The 21,719-nt window shown below is 44.4% G+C and carries 21 protein-coding genes; 12 read left to right on the top strand and 9 right to left on the bottom strand.

Annotated elements, in window-relative coordinates:
• Positions 1-82: 82 nt before the first annotated feature.
• Positions 83-949: a fructosamine kinase family protein gene (locus tag NL644_RS13605; RefSeq protein WP_005396217.1), complete on the bottom strand. Its 867-nt coding sequence runs from the start codon at positions 947-949 to the stop codon at positions 83-85.
• A gap of 224 nt (positions 950-1,173) precedes the next feature.
• On the opposite strand from NL644_RS13605, the gene NL644_RS13600 reads away from it, so the two are divergent.
• The 3 genes from NL644_RS13600 to NL644_RS13590 all read left to right on the top strand — a co-directional run bounded on the left by NL644_RS13600 (position 1,174) and on the right by NL644_RS13590 (position 3,645).
• Complete coding sequence (locus NL644_RS13600; RefSeq protein WP_005396215.1) at positions 1,174-2,148, top strand: response regulator; 975 nt, start codon at positions 1,174-1,176, stop codon at positions 2,146-2,148.
• Positions 2,148-3,110 (top strand): GGDEF domain-containing protein, encoded by a 963-nt coding sequence (locus NL644_RS13595; RefSeq protein WP_005396213.1) that lies wholly within the window; start codon positions 2,148-2,150, stop codon positions 3,108-3,110. The genes NL644_RS13600 and NL644_RS13595 overlap by 1 nt, the downstream gene beginning before the upstream one ends.
• Positions 3,111-3,300: 190 nt before the next feature.
• Complete coding sequence (locus NL644_RS13590; RefSeq protein WP_005396212.1) at positions 3,301-3,645, top strand: DUF3802 family protein; 345 nt, start codon at positions 3,301-3,303, stop codon at positions 3,643-3,645.
• Between the two features lie 44 nt (positions 3,646-3,689).
• Here NL644_RS13590 and NL644_RS13585 read toward each other — a convergent pair whose 3' ends face one another.
• Positions 3,690-4,184: an NlpC/P60 family protein gene (locus NL644_RS13585; RefSeq protein ID WP_005396208.1), complete on the bottom strand. Its 495-nt coding sequence runs from the start codon at positions 4,182-4,184 to the stop codon at positions 3,690-3,692.
• A gap of 134 nt (positions 4,185-4,318) precedes the next feature.
• Here NL644_RS13585 and NL644_RS13580 point away from each other — a divergent pair, with 134 nt between their 5' ends.
• The 4 genes from NL644_RS13580 to NL644_RS13565 all read left to right on the top strand — a co-directional run bounded on the left by NL644_RS13580 (position 4,319) and on the right by NL644_RS13565 (position 7,891).
• The gene (locus NL644_RS13580) at positions 4,319-6,337 is read left to right on the top strand and encodes a methyl-accepting chemotaxis protein (protein ID WP_253658490.1); all 2,019 of its coding nucleotides are present in this window, start codon (positions 4,319-4,321) and stop codon (positions 6,335-6,337) included.
• 280 nt (positions 6,338-6,617) lie between these two features.
• A complete protein-coding gene (locus NL644_RS13575) occupies positions 6,618-7,031 on the top strand; it encodes an NUDIX domain-containing protein (RefSeq protein WP_065646733.1) in 414 nt (137 codons plus the stop codon).
• A 201-nt stretch (positions 7,032-7,232) separates the two neighbouring features.
• On the top strand, positions 7,233-7,613 hold the full coding sequence (locus NL644_RS13570; protein WP_025631620.1) for a hypothetical protein: 381 nt from the start codon (positions 7,233-7,235) through the stop codon (positions 7,611-7,613).
• Between the two features lie 47 nt (positions 7,614-7,660).
• The gene (locus tag NL644_RS13565; RefSeq protein WP_005396201.1) at positions 7,661-7,891 is read left to right on the top strand and encodes a hypothetical protein; all 231 of its coding nucleotides are present in this window, start codon (positions 7,661-7,663) and stop codon (positions 7,889-7,891) included.
• Positions 7,892-7,981: 90 nt separating this feature from the next.
• Here NL644_RS13565 and NL644_RS13560 read toward each other — a convergent pair whose 3' ends face one another.
• On the bottom strand, positions 7,982-8,803 hold the full coding sequence (locus NL644_RS13560; RefSeq protein WP_253658489.1) for a sterol desaturase family protein: 822 nt from the start codon (positions 8,801-8,803) through the stop codon (positions 7,982-7,984).
• Between the two features lie 149 nt (positions 8,804-8,952).
• On the opposite strand from NL644_RS13560, the gene NL644_RS13555 reads away from it, so the two are divergent.
• Both NL644_RS13555 and nagK read left to right on the top strand, forming a co-directional pair.
• Positions 8,953-9,702, top strand: a complete 750-nt coding sequence (locus NL644_RS13555) for a tRNA-uridine aminocarboxypropyltransferase (protein WP_041853036.1) — start codon at positions 8,953-8,955, stop codon at positions 9,700-9,702.
• Between the two features lie 173 nt (positions 9,703-9,875).
• The gene (gene nagK, locus NL644_RS13550; RefSeq protein ID WP_006742573.1) at positions 9,876-10,784 is read left to right on the top strand and encodes an N-acetylglucosamine kinase; all 909 of its coding nucleotides are present in this window, start codon (positions 9,876-9,878) and stop codon (positions 10,782-10,784) included.
• 205 nt (positions 10,785-10,989) lie between these two features.
• On the opposite strand, the gene NL644_RS13545 is transcribed toward nagK, so the two are convergent.
• The 6 genes from NL644_RS13545 to NL644_RS13520 form a co-directional block, all read right to left on the bottom strand.
• Complete coding sequence (locus NL644_RS13545) at positions 10,990-11,256, bottom strand: DUF2960 domain-containing protein (protein WP_005377584.1); 267 nt, start codon at positions 11,254-11,256, stop codon at positions 10,990-10,992.
• 74 nt (positions 11,257-11,330) lie between these two features.
• Positions 11,331-13,109, bottom strand: a complete 1,779-nt coding sequence (locus NL644_RS13540) for a bifunctional molybdopterin-guanine dinucleotide biosynthesis adaptor protein MobB/molybdopterin molybdotransferase MoeA (protein WP_114322344.1) — start codon at positions 13,107-13,109, stop codon at positions 11,331-11,333.
• Positions 13,106-13,693, bottom strand: coding sequence for a molybdenum cofactor guanylyltransferase MobA (mobA, locus tag NL644_RS13535; protein ID WP_048626382.1), 588 nt, complete (start codon positions 13,691-13,693; stop codon positions 13,106-13,108). The genes NL644_RS13540 and mobA overlap by 4 nt, the downstream gene beginning before the upstream one ends.
• Positions 13,671-14,390: an energy-coupling factor ABC transporter ATP-binding protein gene (locus NL644_RS13530; RefSeq protein ID WP_253658488.1), complete on the bottom strand. Its 720-nt coding sequence runs from the start codon at positions 14,388-14,390 to the stop codon at positions 13,671-13,673. The genes mobA and NL644_RS13530 overlap by 23 nt, the downstream gene beginning before the upstream one ends.
• A gap of 50 nt (positions 14,391-14,440) precedes the next feature.
• Positions 14,441-15,139, bottom strand: a complete 699-nt coding sequence (locus NL644_RS13525) for an ABC transporter permease (RefSeq protein WP_253658487.1) — start codon at positions 15,137-15,139, stop codon at positions 14,441-14,443.
• Between the two features lie 6 nt (positions 15,140-15,145).
• Entirely contained in the window at positions 15,146-15,964 is an 819-nt protein-coding gene (locus NL644_RS13520; RefSeq protein ID WP_253658486.1) for a substrate-binding domain-containing protein, read from the bottom strand.
• Between the two features lie 333 nt (positions 15,965-16,297).
• Between NL644_RS13520 and NL644_RS13515 the strand changes: the two genes are divergently transcribed.
• The 3 genes from NL644_RS13515 (at position 16,298) to NL644_RS13505 (ending at position 21,588) form a co-directional block, all read left to right on the top strand.
• Positions 16,298-17,749, top strand: a complete 1,452-nt coding sequence (locus NL644_RS13515) for a sigma-54 dependent transcriptional regulator (RefSeq protein ID WP_182033463.1) — start codon at positions 16,298-16,300, stop codon at positions 17,747-17,749.
• On the top strand, positions 17,739-19,778 hold the full coding sequence (locus NL644_RS13510) for a cache domain-containing protein (protein WP_226421680.1): 2,040 nt from the start codon (positions 17,739-17,741) through the stop codon (positions 19,776-19,778). The genes NL644_RS13515 and NL644_RS13510 overlap by 11 nt, the downstream gene beginning before the upstream one ends.
• Before the next feature lie 217 nt (positions 19,779-19,995).
• Complete coding sequence (locus NL644_RS13505) at positions 19,996-21,588, top strand: ABC-F family ATPase (protein ID WP_012841837.1); 1,593 nt, start codon at positions 19,996-19,998, stop codon at positions 21,586-21,588.
• Positions 21,589-21,719: the final 131 nt, after the last annotated feature.

Raw genomic sequence — 21,719 nt, 5'->3', positions numbered from 1 at the left:
AACTCAACCTTGAGCTTAGGGTCATTTTCTGTAGTGATGTGCCTCGAGGTTTTACATCTTGAAATATGCAGTGGCTTCCAAATTAATAAGAAATAATTTTATTAATAACTTGTTGAGCCTGCTCCAAATAATGGCCGCCAAATAAATTGCAATGGTTGAGAACATGGTAAAGGTTATAGATATCTTTACGCTCTTGATAACCAGCAGAAAGTGGCATAACAGATTCATAACCTTGATAAAATTCCGGCTGAAATCCACCAAACAGCTCAGTCATCGCAATATCACACTCCCTGTCACCCCAGTAGCAGGCGGGATCGTAACAGATAGGGCCACATGCCGTGAGAGCCGCATTCCCATTCCATAAATCGCCATGCAGCAAGGAAGGCTCTGGAGCATGGTTTGCTAGCAGTTGTTTTACGACATCTATAAAGTCGTCGATATCAACTAAAGTGACGCCTTTTTCTTTAAGGAGTTGTAATTGCCATCCTATGCGTTGCTCAGCAAAGAAGACACACCACTTCTTGTGCCACTTATTGGGTTGTAGAGTGGAACCGAGATAGTTATCCGTATCAAAACCAAATTCCTTTTGCTCGCCCCATTGATGAAGGTGAGCTAATTGCTGTCCTAATTTAAAGCTGTTTGGGCCATCTTCTAATGGCTTTGTTGGAAGGTAGTTAAGAATTAGGAATGAGGCGTTTTTGGTTTTACCAACCAACACAACCTCTGGAACAAATAGGGTAGATGTCTCACGCAAAAGATGCAGACTTTCTGCCTCAACTTCAAACTTAGACAAAAACTCGCGATCGTTAATTTTCACGAAATAGCGCTGTTCGCCGTCATTGATCATGTAGCTTTCACTGATATCCCCACCAGACAGTCTTACTTTTTCCGTGATCTGGTACTCGAATAATAAAGTATCAGAAAGCTGTTGCGATATTGCTTGCCACATACAAAACCTCGCGAATCTATTTGACCACCAACAGTTTAGGATAAAAAGCAAGGTGTTGGCGCTACGTTGAGCATACTTCGTAAAGAAACCTTCCTCTCAGTGTAGTCAATTTGTATAAATGTGAATCAAATCGCTTATAAGCCTCTGATTTGTCGGCATAGCATATGGAGATGAACGTATACAACAGGTATTATTATTTTTTTGACGTTAGTTCCATTGGTGACATGAAAATACTGATATGTGATGACTCGGCGGTTGCAAGAAAGCTCATTGCGCGCTCCATCGTACAAGATACATCATTGCACCTGATCGAAGCTCAAGATGGGTATGAGGCGCTAAATATTCTTGCGGAGCAAAATATCGATATTTTGTTTCTCGATTTAACGATGCCGATCATGGACGGTTTTGAAGTCCTCGAGTCATTACCTGTTAGTCACTACCAGACTAAAATCGTCATTATTTCTGGAGATGTTCAACAAGAGGCAAAACAGCGCTGCATAGAGCTCGGTGCTCAAGCTTTTATCGCTAAGCCTCTGACAGAAGAGCAGGTGATACCGCTCTATGAACAATTGGGGCTGCACTATGCGTTCAAGCCTAGCCATTCGATTGATCCTAAAAGCCAGATTTGCGAGGAATTCTCCTCATTAGCCAAATTCCGCGAGATTGCAAACATTGCACTTGGTAAAGGGGCTGCGATTATGGCAGACCACTTACACGAGTTCATCCAACTTCCTGTTCCACATGTTGGTCCGTTATCCTATGGCGAACTTCATATGACGCTTGTCGACGTTGTTGGGCGTGATGGCTCCGTCGCGGTTGCGCAGAGGTTTGTTGGTGGCGGTATTCATGGTGAAGCTCTGGTGTGTTTGCGTGGTAGAGATATCAATCAAATTGGCGAGAAGTTAGGCTATCTGCTTGAGTTTACACCTCATAATGAAATCATTTTGAATATCTCGAACTTACTGGTTTCTTCATTTCTCACATCGTTAGGGGATCAGCTCGACAAGCAATTCTCACTTCGTCAGCCAGGCATTGTGGATACGTTAACGCCTTACTGTGAAGAGCAGGGTGAATTAGGTGAGCTGTTTACTATCGAATACACCTACATGGCAGAAGCGCTCGATTTTGAGTGTGAGGTACTGTTTTTAATTGATAAACCATCCGTAGAAATTATTTATGAAATCATGGAGCTAATCTAATGTCCGATATTACGCTGGACATAGCAGACTTTCATTGGGTCACACAAATTCTCGATACGATGGACTCAGGGCTTATCGTGTTGGATCAAGAGTATAAGGTCTGTGTGTGGAACAGTTTTATGCAGTCATACAGTGGCGTTCTGTCACAAGAAATCCTTGGCCAATGTTTATTTGATCATTTTGAAGAGCTGCCAAAAACTTGGCTAGAAACCAAGATAAAAACTGCCGCCGATCTGGAAACTCGTTCCTTCTCTAGCTGGGAAAACCGACCGTACCTTTTTAAATTCAACAATTTTTCTCCGGTTTCAAACAGCAGTGATTTCATGTATCAAGACATCGTAATCACCCCGTTAATCGGGCTCTCAGGAGAGGTCAGCCACATTGCTATTCAAGTGAATGATGTCTCTGAAACGGCAAGAAATCGCATTCATTTGAAAGAAACAAATCAACATTTGTCTGAAATCAGTCGCAAAGATGGTTTAACAGGTTTATTTAATCGTGCTTATTGGGAGCAATCGCTGAAAGAAGAGTTTGCTCACCTAAAAGTTATCGACGGACCATGCTCATTAGTAATATTTGATATCGACCACTTTAAAAAAGTGAATGATACCTATGGTCACCCGACGGGAGATGAAGTCATTCGTCGTACTTCTTCGTTATTAAGAAAGACAGCAAGAAGCAGTGATGTGTGCGGTCGTTTTGGCGGAGAAGAGTTTACGGTATTGCTTCCTCATACGAATCAAGAACAAGCTTGCTATTTCGCGGAGCGTTTACGTAAAAGAATTGAGCAAGAGATCGTGAAAGTGGAAGATTTTTTGATTAATTACACGATAAGTATTGGTGTTTGCGAGTATAAACCTTATTTTGAAACTCACACTCAATGGTTAAAGAGTGCCGATGCTGCGTTGTATCGTGCAAAAGAAAACGGTCGTAACCAAACTTGTTTGCATGAAAATGACTGAAATACAAAAAGGTTTGAAGAAACCCTGTATCCGAACGCAGTGAGGCAAAGCGCAATTGTTTGAAAAACATCCAGTTGGTTCGTGAATGTTTGTTAATATGAAATAAGTTAATGAAATTTTCTCGGCATGTCTTACTATTGAAACTATTCCGCTTTCAGCTTCGAAGGCTTGCAATAAACGGAGAAAAACAGTGGTTTTAGAAACCGATGGATATCTCGCTCTTATCGAGCACTTGTCGCTAAATTTAGATATTTTCACGACTGAAATTGGCGACACTGGATCCGAAAGCATCGAAGATGTCGTCACCGATATGGTGGCTTCAAACATCATGGCGATCTTTGAGCAAAACCCAGAGCTTCACTCAAGCGTACGCTTCAAATTACTAAAAGAGGCGGATGCGGTTGTTGAAGATCTTGGTGAGATATTGGCTGGTGTATGGCATAAAAAAGCGACTAATGAACAGATCACGTTCCTTGATGAATACATCGCTTTGGTTAAAAACCTATTCGATACTGCCGTTGCTACTTACGATTGATATTGTTTGATACCAGTCACCTCCAATTCTAAAAGTAAGAAGAGTTACATTGTAACTCTTCTTACTTGCCAAAACTTAGATGCCCAGTATGGGTTGTCGATTCTTGAAATGATCACACCTTTAGACGTTGACGCATGCATGAACTGCTTGTTACCCAAGTAAATCCCTACATGATAGGTCGTCCGTCTTGTCTTAAAAAACACCAAATCTCCTTGTTTGGCGTCCGTCCAATTTAATTCCACACCTTGTTTCGATTGTTGTCTCGTTGTCCTGGGTAACGATAGTTGATAAGCCTCGACAAAGGCTTTTTGCACAAATGCCGAGCAATCAATACCAGATTTTTGTGTGCCGCCTAAGCGATAAGGTGTGCCATGCCATTCTGTATAAAACTGGAACAAGTCAGGGTTATTGTCCAATAACTGATTTGTAGGTGTTGTCACTTGCACTTGCTCGCTAGGTTCAGGCCCCGAAGAGCAGGCGCTTAGTAGCACACTGATTATCAAAGGAAAATATACTCGACGCAAATCACCACCTGTCATCTCTATGACTCACAACTGAAATATTAGTGTCATAACCAATCCATAGTATGGGCTGCAAATCACGGTTTTGTCTCACAAATGTGACGGAATCACTGCAAAACCGATTCAACCTTAAGAAAGAATAAAAATTGATTATGGCAAAGCGAAAACGCTCACGCACATCACTCTCACTGATTCAGGCTGTTAGTGCAACATTTTTAACTATCATAGCTCTTGTTATAGCCCTTTCTGTCTCAAGTTTCAAAGGAATGGAACAGGTAGGAGAGCAATTTGAAGACTTGTCGCAAAAAGCGTTACCAATCGCGATGGCGAACGCAAAGTTAACTAGGAATGTATTGGAGATGGTTAAGCTACTCAACCATGGTATGCAGATTTCTGAGCCAGAACAACTGCCTCTCATCAAAGAGCAAATCGATTCACTTGCGACTCAAAGCAAAAGTTTGGTTGGAGAAGCTTCTGGTGTTGCTGAACAACTCTCTGAGGAGTTAGATACAAATTTAGCGCGTTTACATAACATCACGCAGTCCATTTTACTGAAGCAATCTTCAGTGATAAAAATTCAAATGGATATTGATGCAGGAGTTGGTGGGTTCCGCTATGGGCTCAGCTCTATCGGCCCGGAAATGAATCGAATCAGCTCGTTTCTTAGTGCCGAAAATCCTGAATCGAGTGATGCCGCCAACCGATTTATTGCCTCAGCGAGCTCAATGGAAAGCACGTTCTTAGTAATGATGATGCATTCTGAACTGAGTAAAGCCGAAAAAGAATACCGAGAAATGCGTAACCGTATTGCAGGTATTAATCTCGCCTATGAAGATTTCCAGTCTTTACATCCAGAAGTAAGCGAATACGCAAGCCTAACGGCACCGTACGAGATGGTGAAGCAAGGCTTTAGTGAAAAGGGCGTGCTGCGTTTGATCCTCGCCAAACTAGAACAAGGGGAATTGCAACGTTCAGAGTTTAAACAGGCTTCGATTCTTGCGGATGAAACCATGCGGTTGCTTGATCAAATATCACAAGCTGCTGGTGAGTTGATTGCGGATAAAGAGAGTGTGGTCAATGAGACCATTGAGTCGGTGAGTGTTATGATCGTTTTTGCGGCGTGCGTGATATCTTTCATTATTCTGGTTACTTGGTTTAGCCTTAAGTCATGGACAAACCGAGGGTTAAGGAATGTACTAACGCGTCTTTCAGCACTTACCGAGCATGACTTTCGTGACAATGCAGATGAGGTCGGCCCTTATGAGCTGAAAGAAGTAGCACGAAAGTTGAATCAAGTGATCGATTCCACACACGATTCCATTCAAACGGTGACGCGCAATTGTGAAATGCTTTATCAGACGGCTGAAGTAAGCCACAGTGCAGCTGAACAAACGAGCGATGGGCTGACGACACAAAATGAAGCGTTGGCGAGCATGATCACGACCATTACGCAACTTGAAGCCTCCATTCGTGAAATAGCAACAGTGACAAATGCCTCGTCACAGGACTCGATGCTTGCTACCAAGCACACTGAAAAAGGCGTTCAAGTTGTGGAACAAAACCGTGAACGTTTGGAATCACTTGAAAGCTCTTTGGATATGAATGAGCAATCTATGTTAGAGCTAAACCAACGTGTTAAGCAGATTCGTGAAATGGTCGATATGATCAGTGGTATTGCTGACAACACAAACTTGCTTGCTCTCAACGCAGCAATAGAAGCCGCTCGAGCTGGTGAACAAGGGCGTGGGTTTGCAGTTGTCGCGGATGAAGTCCGCAAACTAGCAAGTGATACTTCTCAACAAACAACGAACATCCGAGCAATGATGAGCGAGCTTATTACTGCCGCAGAGCGTTCGCGCCAAGCAGTCAATGATTCAAGAGAAGAAATGGCCCACGCACTGCAGTCCAGCAATGAAGTGAAATCGACATTCTCTGATATCAACCTCGCGGTCAAACACATTCAAGAACGTGTTGAGCAGATCTCTGTTGCCACGGAAGAGCAAGAACGTGCGACGGCAGATGTATCTCAATCCATTACCCATATTTCTGACCTTGGCGAACGTACAAAGCTGCAGCTTGAGTCTATGGTTGAGAGTTCTGAGCAAGTGGCGGAAATTGCAGGACATCAACAAGCGATGTTGCATAAATACGAGCTACATCAGTCCGCATAAGTGACATGTTTTCATCTTCTAAAAGCAGAACTTCGGTTCTGCTTTTTTGTTGCTTCTACGCACCCTCTGATTGCTATTCAAATCGCAAAAGTGAGTTATATCGCATCTTGCTCATTTCTTAAGGGCTGAGTTATCACTACGTGGTGTTAATGGTATCTCGGTGAAACAAGATGACTAGAATGTTGTCCGAATTCAAAGGAATGAATCATGCAACTTCATGCGATTCCTTTATATCCAGAACAAGCCAAAGCTTTCTGCTTAAACAACGAGGAGTGGTTTTGTGATCGATAAAGTTTGTCCCGTCGTTCTGCGTAAGCAAAACCAAGAGCTCCTACTTTTTAAACATCCGTTGGCGGGTATTCAGCTCGTCAAGGGCACTATTGAGACGTTTGATGAAAGTTACATCACGGCTGCAAAGCGGGAGCTTGCTGAAGAATCTGGAATTACGCACGTTATCTCCGCTCGGTATTTATGCTCATGGGACAGTGGCTTTCAAAATCAAGTATGGCACTTTGTTTCGTGCGAGTGTGCTGACCTAGCGGATTCATGGACGTTTCATACGCAAGACGATGGCGGACATGATTTTGCGTTCTTTTGGCACGATATAGGGAGCGATATTTCCTCACAAGCGCATACCGTTTTTCAGAACGCACTGGAAAAAGTTCGAAAACTGATAGACCAAGGAGCGGTTTGAATGAGACTTCTGTTCTAACATTGGTGTATTTGAGCGAAATGCCAAAGCTAACACTATGCTTCTATCAGGAGCGAATAAATTTCTTTCACACGCCTCACGTACTGTTTAAAGGCACTGTCGATCTCAAAAATGGCTATGAGATTACAAATGTTTAACTGACTTCTATATGCTTTGCGCATTCATTCAGATAAGGAAACGATAATGGATAAATTCGTCGTGTTTCTCTTATGCCTTTTTATGACAGTTGGCGGTGTGGTTCATCTTTATGACAACATTGCTAACGGTTTTTTGCCTTATGATTTTGCGCCACGCTGGTTGAATATTTATTGGAGCGCATTGGGGCTGTTAGACTTACTAGCGGTGTATCTGTTGGTGAAGCACCGTCGTTCCGGATTAGTGCTTATGCTATTGATTCTGACGACCAATGTTATTTTTAGCTCGCACGCTCACTATACATTAGAAATATTGGACAACAATGCCGCACTTCAAATGAAAACACTCTTTTTAGGTTTTTCATTCGGCGTATCTATCTGGTTATGGAACGCGCGTAAACATCGACAATCACGCCAGATATTTCGTTAACTTTCACTTTTCATCACTCAATTAAGGATAGTAAACAGGGATTCGTTATGAACGATTTTAAAGACTTGGCCAGTTTCGCTGGTTTCAGCGTACTGACAGGTTTAAGCTTTGGTACCACTTTCTTCAGTCTGGCTTTTCTATACAGCTCAATAGAAGCACAACAAGCAATGAATACTAATGCTTTGGTGTGCACGGTGCTTGGTGTGGTTGGTTTATTTGTTGGTATTACTCAGTTAAACAAAAAACGTCAACTAACGGAGAGTGAATCCATTAGCTAGCATCGTAAGGATGAAGTGGTGTTTAACTGGTTGGTGTTTAGGTTTAGTCTATTCGCTTTGTTTACGCACTTCATCCACAAAAACTTTTCTTCAACTGTTGCGTCTTCTTCGGTTATAGCGAAAAGGTTGCGTTAACAGCTTGTCTAATCGTTGTTCTGCTTCATTCCTAATTTCCGGTATACCAATTACGACATCATCATGGCCAAGCTCAGGCTGAGCTCGATATGTCCCAAAAAGTCGATCCCAAACAGAAAGGAAGAAACCGAAATTCGAGTTGGTTTCTTTTGCTATCACGGAATGATGAACGCGATGCATGTCTGGCGTCACTATGACGTTTCGCAGTTTCTGATCCGCTGATAAAGCCAGTTTTGCATTACTGTGATTAAACATCGCACTGGCATTGAGCACTATTTCGAATACCACGATAGCGATAGGAGAAACGCCAAAGATAAATACAGTGGCAATTTTGACACCCATCGAGATGATGATTTCGATGGGATGAAAACGTGCGCCAGTAGTGACATCAATGTCGAGATCGGCATGGTGCATTCGATGAAGCTTCCACAGTGGCTTTACATAGTGAAAGACCACATGCTGAACGTAAATGACGAAATCAAGCAGAATAACCGCTAGAAGCACGTTTAACCAAGCGGGCAGGGAGAGCAAATTAAATAGTCCCCATTGTTGCTCCTGAGCGATAATTGCAGCTTGAAAGGCGGCGATAGGCATGACTAACGCAACAATCAAGCTATTCACAGCAACCAGTGATAAGTTATTGACCCAGCGAAACCCACGTGAAGCGGTAAGTGTTTTTCTCGGCAGTTTGTTTTCCCAAAGGGCACAAAGTAATAATACGCCGAGAAAAAAGCCTAATCTTATCCACGAGGGATCTTGAAACGTCGTTTCTGTCACTGTCATTTCCTTATTTATTACTTTATCTATGACCGAGGTAAGGGTGAAATTATTTCAACAAACAGTAAGGTGCGTTGAAGGGCTTATCTTGAGGCGAAATCATAATGTCAGTAGAATCGCGCTCTACTTTTTACTTGGCATTACTTACCATGAGAATTCACGCTTTCCACCGTTTATATCAGTACCGACAATCTATCTCAACCAAGCCTTTCAACGCGCGTGGATGTAAAGTGGTTCGTTGCCAATATTGCCAGGTTTCTGAGCAACACTGTTTGTGCGATCTTCAGCCAAACATCAAGGCTAATATTGCATGTATGTTGATTGTTTCTGAAAACGAAGTATTTAAGCCAAGTAATACCGGTCGTCTAATTGCTGATACGATTCAAGAGACTTACGTGTATCAATGGAACCGAACAGAACCGTCTGAGGAGATGCTGGAGCTACTACAGGATGACAACTACCAACCAGTGATTGTATTTCCTGCAGACTATGTGGATGACCCATCTCGTTTAATTGAAGATCTGGAGCCTGCGCGATTAGTAAACGAAGAGGCTCAGAACAAAAAATGGTTGCTGATCTTTATTGATGGTAGCTGGCGTGAGGCACGAAAGATATTCCGTCGTTCTGACTTTCTTAAATCTTTGCCTGTGCTTTCTATTGAGCCAGAATCTCTGTCTGAATACATCATGCGCCGTTCTGAGAATGAGCAGCATCTTTCAACCGCCGAAGTCGCGACGTTAGTTTTGAAACAAGCCGGTGAGAATAAAGCATCGGAATGCCTTCAGTTGTGGTTTGAAGCCTTTAGAGAAACCTACATGTTGACCAAGACCCGAGTCAAAAACGATCCCAACCGACCGCATTTAAAACGTTTCAAAGAGTGGGTGAAAACCGAGAGCTGACTCTAAGGAATGAACTTTTGTTGATGGCATGTTGTTCAACTGACTGCGGTGAGGGGATAAATCTGCATTCGGTCACGGTTTGCAGGCGTACAGATATGGATAATGCCACTAGTTTATACTTTTGACTCCAGCCATTTTTGGAGTCGTTTAAGCATTTTTTAGGAGAGAAATACATGTATTACGGCTTTGATGTCGGTGGCACTAAAATTGAATTTGGTGCATTTAACGAGAAGCTTGAGCGTGTAGCGACGGAACGTGTACCTACACCAACAGACAACTACGAGCTGCTGGTTGATACCATTGCGGAATTGGTTAACAAATACGATGCAGAGTTTGGCTGCGAAGGTACGATTGGTCTTGGCCTACCAGGTATGGAAGACGCCGATGATGCAACTGTACTAACAGTTAACGTTCCTGCGGCAAAAGGCAAACCACTTCGTGCTGATCTGGAAGCTAAAATCGGTCGCAGCGTAAAAATTGAAAACGATGCAAACTGTTTTGCGCTATCAGAAGCATGGGACGAAGAGCTTCAAGATGAGCCTTCCGTACTTGGTTTGATCCTAGGTACTGGCTTTGGTGGCGGTTTTATCTACGATGGTAAAGTTTTCTCTGGCCGTAACCACGTAGCAGGTGAGGTGGGCCATACTCGTTTACCTATCGATGCTTGGTTCCACTTAGGCGAAAATGCACCTCTGTTGGGCTGTGGTTGTGACAAGAAGGGGTGTTTAGACAGTTACCTTTCTGGTCGAGGCTTCGAGCTTCTGTATGCCCATTACTACGGTGAAGAGAAGAAAGCGATCGACATTATTAAAGCGCACGCAGAAGGTGAAGCGAAAGCCGTCGAGCACGTTGAGCGTTTTATGGAGTTGCTGGCTATCTGTTTTGCAAACATCTTTACAGCGACTGACCCACATGTTGTTGTGCTGGGTGGTGGTCTTTCAAACTTCGAATTGATTTATGAAGAGATGCCAAAACGCATCCCTAAACACTTATTGTCTGTGGCTAAGTGTCCTAAGATCATCAAAGCAAAACACGGTGATTCAGGCGGTGTACGCGGTGCTGCGTTCCTAAACATCAAGTAGTGACTGAAACCTTACTCGATATAAAGTAAGAAGAAATCTAAAGCCCCGTTTAGACCATCAAGGTAAAAACGGGGCTTTTTACTTATATATAGAAGTAACTCATATACCCAAGTAACTTCTATATGCTTGGGTATAGAGCACGAACAAAAATAGCATGCATAAAAAAACTCGCGACGAATCGCGAGTTTTCTGTTTACAGCTAAGCTTATTTGTTCTTTTTGCCTACGCCTAGGTTTTCTTTTTGAGCTAGGGTAATTTTGCTAAAGCCTAATTTTCTGAAGTAGTTATCGCGGTAGTTGCGCACCGCTTTAGTGTCAGACACTGCTTCGATTTGTTGCTCCATCTTTAGGAACTCAGTGATATCGATACCTTCTGCTTCGGCAACCGCTTCTTGAATGTTGCGGTGCTGCTGGTATGAGAACGTCAGTTCTTTGTCTTGGTCTTTGTAAGTGTAAAGAATGGTGCGAGCCATAGCTGTCTCTCTGAAAAGGTTTCTGTATTAAACAAAAAGGCCAGACTCGCTGACCTTTGAATTTCTAGTTTGGGCTAGATTCTGCCTTGAAGTGGGATAATTGTCACGCTTTCTCCCGCTTTTACTGTATCAATAGCTGGGGAGATTTCGATCAAACAGTTTGCCTCACTCATTGAGCGCAAAATACCAGAGCCTTGCTTGCCTGTTGTACGAACGGTTAAACGGCCAGTGTTATCCAGTTCATAGATGCCACGACTAAACTCGGTACGACCTTGTCGAGAGCGAAGATTCTCAATCGCGATGGCATTCACTTTCAGAGGCTTCCAGCCTTGTTCGCCTTGCATCTTACGCAGTGCAGGCTCGACAAAGTTAATGAAAGAGACCATCACGGCAACAGGGTTGCCCGGCAGACCAAAGAACGGCTTGTTGTTGATTTGACCAAACGCTAGTGGACGTCCCGGACGCATGTTGATTCGCCAAAAATCGATTTGACCAAGTTTATCCAAGGCAAGTTTGATGTAATCCGCATCACCAACGGATACGCCACCAGAAGTCATAACCACGTCCGCTTGCGCCGATGCGTTTTCCAACGCTTCAATCATTAACTGTTCGTTGTCTTCCAGAATACCGAAATCCAAGATCTCGCAGCCGAGCTTTTCAAGCATGCCCATGATGGTAAAACGGTTGGAATCGTAGATAGAATTCGCTTTTTGCTCTGTTCCCGGCGCTTGTACTTCGTCACCGGTGGAGAACACGGCAACTTTCAATTTGCGGAACACATTCGCTTCACCAAAACCGAGAGAAGCGATCATGCCCATTTCTGGAGAGGCTAGGCGAGTGCCTGCGGTAAAGACGTCACTGCCGATAGCGAGATCTTCACCTGCTTGACGAACGTTTTGGCCTGCTTTGATATTCGCACCATTAAAGGTGACCTTGTCACCTTCTTGAGAGGCTTGCTCACGCATGACCACTGTGTCGCCGTTAAGTGGTGTTGGTGCGCCGGTCATGATTTTCACCGCTTGACCAACTTCCAGAGGCTGATCGTAAGCATGGCCCGCCATCACTTCAGCAACCACTTGGTAGCTATCGCGGTCAACATCATCACTGCGGATAGCGTAACCGTCCATCGCGGAGTTGGTGTATTGCGGCACGTTTACTGGTGAAATGATATCTTCCGCGAGAACGCGGCCATAGGCGTTTTCAATCTTGCATGCTTCTATTTCCGAGACCGTGTTCACCAAAGAAAGGATTTTTTCTTGGCCTTGAATCACAGAAAGGAACGCCGGAGAAAGTGTGTCGCAACATGCGGCGTCTTTCTCTTTGTTTTTTGGCGCTTTCGCTTCTTGAACATACTGAATAACGAACTGAGCAATCGCTTCAAGATCATTGATGTTCATTTGTGGCAGTTCAGAATCTAACTCAGCACTGTCGGAAGCGATAGCAATGATGTTTTCATCGTGAGGGTAAAGCCAAGGCTTACCCACTTCTTCACGGTGCAATTCAATTTTAGGAAACGCGATGTTTTTACAGCCTTCGACCAAAACTACATCGAGGTTGTCTTCATCAAAACGTGTTAATAGGTATTCAAACTCTGCTTCGGCTTCTGGCGTTTCTGTCATTAACGCAAAACGGTTGCGAGAAGCAATCAGCATTTGAGACGCGCCAGCTTTGCGTAAACGGTAGCTGTCTTTACCCGGCTTATCGACATCGAAGTTGTGGTGCGCATGTTTTAGCATGCCAATGCGTAAACCTGCTTCAGTCAGCTTTGGCAATAGCGCTTCAAGTAGCGTGGTTTTGCCTGTGCCTGAATAAGCTGCAAAACCAAGAATAGGAATATTTAGCGTGTGTTTCATGATTCTAATTGTCCAAATTGCGCCAGTTCTTCCGGAGTGTTCAAGTTGACGAAACAGTTTGGTGAGTCGCTAAAGTCAACGTAACTGGTGTTGCACTCTTTGTAGAGCAGAATGATTTTTCGGTCGCCACGTTCTAAAAATGCGGTGAGTTTTGGCAGTACGCGCTTGTGGTAGAGCGTAAAAACAGGTTGCTGATGGTCGCCATCATGAGCAACCAAAATATCGGTGTCTTCTTTTACGGCTTGGCAGAAACGCTCGACAAGGTCGGTGTTAATTTGTGGACTATCGCAAGGTACAAATCCGACCCAGTCAGTTTCAGCATGCATCAAACCCGCGTGAATACCGCCCATAGGCCCAGGGAAATCTTTGAATTGATCACTAAATACGAAACCAAATTTGCTGTACGCATCTTGGTTTCGGTTGGCATTAATTAAAATGCGTGGAGTTTGTGGAGATAAACGTTCAATAACGTGTTCGATGAGTGGCTTCTGATTTAATTCAATCAGACCTTTATCTTTTCCACCCATACGGCTGGCTTGGCCACCAGCCAAAATGACCCAACTAGTTTGTGTTGGTTGAAGCATATGCATTCTCTTGGGATGTTTCTTTTGGTATGACATACAACAGAGGAGACTCTATCAAAGTCTTGTCTTTAATCCACCACTGTTTTTTACATAAGTCGGTCAGTGCGTTGGCCTGATGGCTTGTCACCACGATACTGGAACCGCGATCCAAAAGATCTTTCGCCATCACCACCAATCGTTCAATGGATTCTTGGTCTAAAGACGCACTTGGCTCATCCATCAATAAAATCGACGGTTTTAAGATCCAAGCCCTTGCCATGGCAACGCGCTGTTTTTCACCGCCGGACAACACGGAAATATGTTCGTCCGCTAAGGTTTCTAAACCTACCATGCGTAGTGCGTGAATAACTTGAGCTCGCTTATCTTTTGGTGTGTCTTGTTGATATTTCACGCCATAGACTACGTTCTCATATACAGTGCCGTCAAAAAGGTAAGGGGATTGATGGAGATAAATCACATCGACACGGCCGTTGCGGCGCGTCAGTCTTTTTAGCCACGTATCTTTTGGCGCAACAACATCGCCAGTAGAAGGTTTTAGCAAGCCAGCAAGGATTTTGAGTAGGGTAGTTTTGCCCACACCATTGTCACCCTTGAGATAAATGGCATCATTTGGGCCGATGGCTAACTCAGGGATGTGGAAAAGCACACGCTCTTTAAAGCGCATGGATAACTGCTCGGCGGTGATTTTTATAGTCATAATGCGCCTCTACATGGGGTTAATGGTGAGTCGTTTGTTTGCTTCATGTTCTATGTTCTGAGGTAGCCTTTGCCTCTCATGCTTGATAAGAAGAAGTTTAGTGCCAACGCTAAAGATAGTAATACAATTCCTAATGCAACTCCTTGCGCAAAAGCACCTTTGCTGCTTTCCATTGCGATAGCGGTCGGAATATTGCGCGTTACGCCCATAATGTTTCCGCCTACCATCATTGAGCAGCCCACCTCGGTTACGATACGTGAGAACCCTGCAATGATAGCTGCGAGTACAGGAAAGCGGGTTTCCCAAATCATTGTAGCGGCCACGCGCGGAATGGAGACGCCTAGCGTAATGGCAGTTTCCACAGAGCGACGGTCGCTAGATTGCAATGCACCATGCATCATCGATACCAAAACAGGGAAACAGATCACCATTTGGCCGAAAATCATCGCCTTCTGAGTGAACAGCATTTGCCAGTCTCCCCAAGGGCCAGCGCGCGACAGCAACATATACAGCAAAAGGCCAATCACGACGGTAGGAACCGCTTGCAGCGTATTCACGATCGACAACAAAAAACATTTACCGCGAAAGTCGGTATACGCCAGTACAAAGGACATCAAAATAGCCGGCAATACCACTAAGGATATTGCCGTGATAGAAACACTAAAGGAGACCGCAACGATCTCCCATAGGTCTGCATCAAAATTCACCAGTAAGCGAAGCGCTTCCAGTGTTGTATCAGCAAGATTCATATTGCGTTATTTGCTCTCAGCATTCGCAACAAACAGTTGTTTACCGTTTAGGCGGAAACCATTGATAAGTTCCTGTCCGCGAGGGTTCACCAACCAATCACTGAATGCTTTCGCGCCTTGGTAGTTGATTGTTGGGTAACGCTCAGGGTTAACAAGAATAACTTGGTACGGGTTAAACAGTTTTTCATCGCCTTGGAACAGAATTTCTAGATCCAATTTGTTTTGATAAGCCAACCATGTTCCGCGGTCTGTCATTGTGTAGCCTTGCATTTCAGACGCCATGTTCAGAGTTGGGCCCATACCTTGACCTACGCTGCGGTAACCGCCAAAGTTTGGTTCGATTTTAGTTTGAGCCCAGAAGCCCATTTCTTTTTTGTGCGTACCAGAATCATCGCCGCGAGAGATGAACGTTGCGTTTTTGTTTGCGATCTCTTTGAATACATCTAACACGCCTTCCTCATTTTTGATTTTTGCTGGGTCAGCTTTCGGGCCAACAATTACAAAGTCGTTATACATCAGTTTACGAGGTAGAACGCCGTAGCCTTTCTCAACGAATGTGCCTTCGGCTTTTGGTGCGTGTGTCATCACCAAATCTACGTCACCGTTTTCGCCCATTTTTAAGGCCTTGCCAGTACCCGCAGCGATAACATCGACTTTGTAGCCCGTGTCTTTCTCAAATTGTGGAAGCAGGTAATCAAGTAACCCTGAATGGTAAGTACTGGTAGTGGTTGCTAGGCGAACGTGCTCGCCATCTTGAGCGGAAAACGCAGAGTAACTTACAAGCGTGATTGACGTCGCAGCCAGAGTTAGCGCAATTTTTTTCATTTTTATGTGTTCCTTTCCAATGATTCTTTGGCTTTTCTCCCGATGTATTGGGAGAGGCCTCTTGGGCGAGAGCGATTAGTTCAAAGTGCAAGTTGTCTTAGGGTGTTGGAATAACAAACACCAACATCCTGAGATCACTTGAATACGCCCTGTAGCCACCTTATAGCAAACAAGATGCCAACCTTTTACAAGCGAAAAGTGCTCGATTTATGCACTAAATCATGGGGTTATTTGCACAAAAGTTTGCGTTGGTACAAAATGTCGCACTTTTTGTAGGGTATCTCTGTTTAAACTTGGTACACTCTGTCCCATCCGAAGCCATCTGGGGTAAATATGTCTACTCAATCCCATATTAGTACAAACCAACAATATAACGCCTTTTCCGTACTGGTCGTTGATGATGAATTGGGCATGCAAGCCATTTTGAAAAAGGCATTGGGGAAGCTTTTCTCACATGTCGACACTGCTGGCAGCATCGAAGAAGCAGAGCAACTGCGTAATTCTCGACATTATGATCTGATTTTACTGGATATTAATCTGCCGGGGCGCTCTGGGATTGATTGGGAAGAAGCGTTTGAAGATGACGACAAACGTGCCGATGTGATCTTCATGACGGGCTATGCGGATTTAGAGATTGCTATTCGCGCACTTCAACTTGGTGCTTCTGACTTTATCCTCAAGCCCTTCAACTTAGAACAAATGCTAAAAGCGGTCAGTCGCTGCATGGATCGTCGCTTGAACGAGCGCATGCAGTACGCCATGAAGCGCGATTACCAACGTCACAATACCTCCGAGATCATCGGTGGCTCAGAAAAAACGCGTCAGCTTAAGCAGCTGATTAACCAGTTTGCACCGTCGCGTGCTTCTGTTTTGGTGGAAGGTGAGTCGGGTACGGGTAAAGAGCTGGTTGCGCGAGGTATTCACCAAGCGAGTGGGCGAACGGGCCCATTTGTGCCAATCAACTGTGGCGCCATTGCGCCAGAGCTACTTGAAAGTGAGTTATTTGGTCATACATCGGGGGCGTTTACCGGTGCGAAAAAATCTCGTGAAGGTTTGTTCCGTGTTGCGAACGGTGGCACCTTATTTCTTGACGAAATTGGGGAAATGCCACTTGCAATGCAGGCATCATTATTGCGTGTGTTAGAGCAGCGTACTATCCGTCCTGTTGGTTCAGAAAAAGAAATCAGCATTGATGTCCGTATTGTTGCAGCAACCAACCGAAACCTTCAAGAAGAGGTCAATCAAGGCAACTTCCGCAGTGACCTGTATTACCGTTTAAACGTTCTGAAAATTGAAGTGTGTCCTCTGCGTGAGCGCAAAACCGATTTGTTTGAGCTCGTGCCATTTTTCAGCAATATGCTGACGCGGGAGCTTGGTATGCCTGCGCCCAAATGGGCACATGAAGATATGGAAGCGATGAGCGAATACGATTGGCCAGGCAATATTCGTGAACTGAAAAACTTGATTGAGCGATGCATTTTGCTTGGGAAACCGCCTGCGCATTATTGGCGGGAGCTAAATGGTGGACACTCATTGCCTAATGTGTCGATTACTGTTTCTCATTCTGCTGAACTACCGACATTTAAAGAAGGTAGAGAGTTCACAGGTGAGGGGTACCCGAACAACTGGACACTGAAAGAAGTCGAAAAAGCGCATATAAAACAGGTCGTTAATTTGCACGAAGGCAACAAATCAGCCGCTGCTCGTGACTTAGGCGTTGCGCGTAAGACCTTAGAACGTAAGTATAAAGAATGGGATTCTGAGGATGAGGAATATGCCGACTAACGGCCCACAGCACAAAGGATTGTCGAAATGGACGCACCGTTTTAAAACCATGGTGCGTTATCGCTTATTATTTTTAACCTCCGCACCTATCTTCCTCACTTTGATAGCCCTGATCGGGATTACCATTTATTGGTCCATCCATTATACGTGGCAGAATGCACTGCTTGATGTTTCTGAACGTCTTGGTGTTGCGAATAACAGCGTAACGTTGTTACAGCAAAAGCAATCGAATTACGTACGTGCGTTTGCTGACTCATACGATTTTCGTATTCGCATCAATCAAGGGATACCGCAAGATGAGCTGCAAAAGTGGGTCACTGAGCAGAAGAAAAGATATGCTTTAGATTTTCTCTCTTTCCAACGCGTCAACTCGATGGAAAACAAATTCCGCTTTATGGATCTCACTAAGCGAGAATCGTTTTTTGATGTACTCAATAAAGATGAACTCGAACGCCTCGATCCTGAACTCGCTAAACGAGCGGAAGTGCCTATTCTTGCTGATGGTGGCATGGAAGCGCGTGGGTTAGTCAGTCGAACCGTGATTCCTGTGTATAGCCAAACGAATGATTTGATCGGCTTTCTTGATGGTGGTTTGCTTCTCAATAACAGTACTGTATTGGTAGATCAAATTCGCGACTTAATCTATCTCAGCGATAATGATCGCCTTCGTCCGGTTGGCACGTTGACGGTATTTCTTGATGATTTGCGTGTAAGTACCAACGTTCCTCTAGACAGCGAGCATAGGCTAGGGCGCGCCATAGGCACTCGCGTGAGCGCAGAAGTGTATAACCAAGTACTTTCAAAAGGTGAGCAGTGGGTTGACCGAGCCTATGTGTATGACGCTTGGTATATTACGGCGTATCAACCGATCAAAGACCAATACGACAATGTTATTGGTATGCTTTATACCGGTTACCTAATGTGGCCATTCGTTAAAGCCTACATGACCAACATTGCAGAAATTAGCTTGATTACGGTTATGTTATTGCTGGTTTCCGGCGTGATGGTATATCGCGGTTCTTATGATCTGTTTCGACCGATCGAACGCATCCATAAAGTGGTGAAGCAGGTCCAACAAGGAAAAGAAAAACGGATTGGTCCGTTGGGATTGGATGCCGATCATGAACTCGCACAATTAGCCAGACAGTTTGATGATATGTTAGACGCGCTAGAAGAGCGCAAAATTGAACTGAAGAACTCCGCAGCGCAACTTGAATGCAAAGTTCAAGAGCGTACAGCGAGCCTTAGAGAAAAAACCCAAGATCTAGAGCTGCATATTCAATTGCTTAACCAAACCCGCGACAAACTAGTTGTTCATGAAAAACTGGCAGCACTGGGAGAACTCACCGCGGGGATTGCTCACGAAATCAATAACCCAACCGCCGTGATCCTTGGCAACGTGGAGTTGATCCACTTTGAGTTGGGTGACGATGCAAGTCGAGTACAAGAAGAGATTGATGCGATTCACGCGCAAATTGATCGTATCCGCAATATCACGCGCAGTTTATTGCAATACAGTCGCCAAGGTGGTGTTCAAGATGAAATCACTTGGCAACATGTCAATCCTATCATTGATGAAAGCATCACCTTGGTTAAAACGGGCACCAAGAAACGCGACGTCGAGTTTGTGACTGATCTACAAGCACATACGTCAGTTGAGATAAACCGCCATCATTTGCTACAAATCTTAGTTAACCTGCAAATGAACGCCATTCACGCAATGAACGGTAAAGGCACGTTAACCGTAGTCAGTGAAGATTGGATTGACGAGGGCGAAGTGAAAGGAGCCGCGATTCATGTTATTGACGAGGGTTGCGGTATTAAGCCAGAAAACTTGAATCGAATCTTCTCACCATTTTACACGACGAAGCGAGAGGGTACTGGATTGGGACTGTCGGTCTCTCAAAGTATCCTCAGCCAAACGGGTGGTGAGCTAAAAGCCGAGTCGGAATGGGGAAAGGGCAGTAAATTCAGTATTTATTTACCTAAAAAAGCCGAGCTGATCCTAGAGGTGACGAATATCGCTTAGTCACTTGTTGTAAGCATTACGGAAGAAAGAGCCAGTTATAATACTGGCTCTTTTTTGTATTCAATGACGCATTTGTGCTTGAGCTTTTTGCTTTGAAGAAGCACTGCGATGGTTTCACTAGCGATGAATTAATAAAAACAACACTTGCAGTATGTAGCATGAACAAGTACCGTTGCCCGGTTTTTCTAAATACACCCCAATTGCTAAGGTAAAGGTTTTGATCTCCACAGCGAATATTACTCAACAATTCGGCGCTAAGCCGCTATTCGAAAACATTTCAGTTAAGTTCGGCGAAGGTAATCGCTACGGCTTAATTGGAGCTAACGGTTGTGGTAAATCAACCTTTATGAAGATCCTCAGCGGCGAGCTTGAGCAAACCAGCGGTAACGTGAGTTACGATCCAAACGAGCGCGTTGCAAAACTAAACCAGGACCAGTTCGCTTACGAAGAATTTACGGTAATCGATACCGTTATCATGGGTCATAAAGAGCTATGGGAAGTGAAGAAAGAGCGTGACCGTATCTACTCACTTGCTGAAATGAGTGAAGAAGACGGCATGAAAGTGGCTGACCTAGAAGTTCAGTTTGCGGAAATGGACGGCTACATGGCAGAAGCCAAAGCGGGCGAGCTTCTTCTTGCGGTGGGTATTCCAATGGAGCAGCACTTCGGCCTAATGAGTGAAGTGGCGCCGGGCTGGAAACTTCGTGTGCTTCTAGCGCAAGTTCTATTCGCAGACCCAGACGTTATGCTGCTTGACGAACCTACCAACAACTTGGACATGGATACGATCCGTTGGTTGGAAGACACGCTAAATGCGCGTAACTGCACCATGATCATCATCTCGCACGACCGCCACTTCCTAAACTCAGTATGTACGCACATGGCGGACTTGGATTACGGTGAACTGCGCATTTACCCAGGTAACTATGATGAGTACATGACAGCAGCTTCTCAAGCTCGTGAACGTCTATTAAACGACAACGCGAAGAAGAAAGCACAAATTGCTGAGCTACAAACGTTCGTTGCACGTTTCTCAGCAAACGCATCGAAAGCAAAACAAGCGACATCTCGTGCTAAGCAAATCGACAAGATCAAACTGGATGAAGTTAAAGCGTCTAGCCGTCAAAACCCATTCATTCGTTTCGAACAGTCGAAAGAGCTGTTCCGTAACGCTCTGATTGTTGAAAACCTAAGCCAAGGATTCGAAGAGGACTTGTTCTCAGACTTCAATGCAATTTTTGAAGTGGGTGAGCGTGTTGCGATCATCGGTGAGAACGGTGTGGGTAAAACAACACTTCTAAACACGCTTGCTGGTGTGCTTGAACCGCGTGCGGGTGAGTACAAATGGTCTGAAAACTCAAATATCGGTTACTACGCGCAAGACCACGCGCATGACTTTGCAGAAGACATGAACCTAACGGATTGGATGGGTCAATGGCGTCAAGAAGGTGATGACGAGCAAGTCGTTCGTGGTTTCCTTGGTCGTATGCTGTTTGGTCAAGACGACATTAAAAAGTCAGTAAAAGTACTGTCTGGTGGTGAGCAAGGTCGTATGCTGCTTGGTAAGCTGATGATGCACAAGCCAAACATGCTGCTAATGGACGAACCTACCAACCACATGGATATGGAATCGATTGAATCTTTGAACACCGCGCTTGAGCAATACAAAGGCACGTTGTTCTTCGTATCTCACGACCGTGTATTCGTAGACTCGCTAGCAACGCGTATTATCGAAATCCGCGATGGCAAGATCACGGACTTCAAAGGCACGTACTCTGAGTTCCTAAAATCTCGTGGCGTTGACGCGTAATTACTCGCAAAGCGTTTAAAAAGCAAAAGCCTCGCTATTTAGCGAGGCTTTTTATATTGGTCTTAATCCTTAAACTGACCGGTTATATACGCATATATGCCGACGACACCAAATGTAATGATCATTGAGAG

Origin of the sequence: Vibrio sp. Y10_XG_PY6, assembly GCF_024181795.1 — a bacterium.
Taxonomy (GTDB): Bacteria; Pseudomonadota; Gammaproteobacteria; order Enterobacterales; family Vibrionaceae; genus Vibrio; species Vibrio diabolicus.
Note: the sequence above shows the minus strand (reverse complement) of the source record. Positions and strands in the feature narration are given on the sequence as shown.

Excerpts from the sequence above, each read along its gene's own strand:
- NL644_RS13605 (WP_005396217.1), bottom strand. The coding sequence starts at position 949 with ATGTGGCAAGCAATATCGCAACAGCTTTCTGATACTTTATTATTCGAG.
- NL644_RS13600 (WP_005396215.1), top strand. The coding sequence starts at position 1,174 with ATGAAAATACTGATATGTGATGACTCGGCGGTTGCAAGAAAGCTCATT.
- NL644_RS13595 (WP_005396213.1), top strand. The coding sequence starts at position 2,148 with ATGTCCGATATTACGCTGGACATAGCAGACTTTCATTGGGTCACACAA.
- NL644_RS13585 (WP_005396208.1), bottom strand. The coding sequence starts at position 4,184 with ATGACAGGTGGTGATTTGCGTCGAGTATATTTTCCTTTGATAATCAGT.
- NL644_RS13580 (WP_253658490.1), top strand. The coding sequence starts at position 4,319 with ATGGCAAAGCGAAAACGCTCACGCACATCACTCTCACTGATTCAGGCT.
- NL644_RS13570 (WP_025631620.1), top strand. The coding sequence starts at position 7,233 with ATGGATAAATTCGTCGTGTTTCTCTTATGCCTTTTTATGACAGTTGGC.
- NL644_RS13565 (WP_005396201.1), top strand. The coding sequence starts at position 7,661 with ATGAACGATTTTAAAGACTTGGCCAGTTTCGCTGGTTTCAGCGTACTG.
- NL644_RS13555 (WP_041853036.1), top strand. The coding sequence starts at position 8,953 with ATGAGAATTCACGCTTTCCACCGTTTATATCAGTACCGACAATCTATC.
- nagK (WP_006742573.1), top strand. The coding sequence starts at position 9,876 with ATGTATTACGGCTTTGATGTCGGTGGCACTAAAATTGAATTTGGTGCA.
- NL644_RS13545 (WP_005377584.1), bottom strand. The coding sequence starts at position 11,256 with ATGGCTCGCACCATTCTTTACACTTACAAAGACCAAGACAAAGAACTG.
- NL644_RS13540 (WP_114322344.1), bottom strand. The coding sequence starts at position 13,109 with ATGAAACACACGCTAAATATTCCTATTCTTGGTTTTGCAGCTTATTCA.
- mobA (WP_048626382.1), bottom strand. The coding sequence starts at position 13,693 with ATGCTTCAACCAACACAAACTAGTTGGGTCATTTTGGCTGGTGGCCAA.
- NL644_RS13530 (WP_253658488.1), bottom strand. The coding sequence starts at position 14,390 with ATGACTATAAAAATCACCGCCGAGCAGTTATCCATGCGCTTTAAAGAG.
- NL644_RS13525 (WP_253658487.1), bottom strand. The coding sequence starts at position 15,139 with ATGAATCTTGCTGATACAACACTGGAAGCGCTTCGCTTACTGGTGAAT.
- NL644_RS13520 (WP_253658486.1), bottom strand. The coding sequence starts at position 15,964 with ATGAAAAAAATTGCGCTAACTCTGGCTGCGACGTCAATCACGCTTGTA.
- NL644_RS13515 (WP_182033463.1), top strand. The coding sequence starts at position 16,298 with ATGTCTACTCAATCCCATATTAGTACAAACCAACAATATAACGCCTTT.
- NL644_RS13510 (WP_226421680.1), top strand. The coding sequence starts at position 17,739 with ATGCCGACTAACGGCCCACAGCACAAAGGATTGTCGAAATGGACGCAC.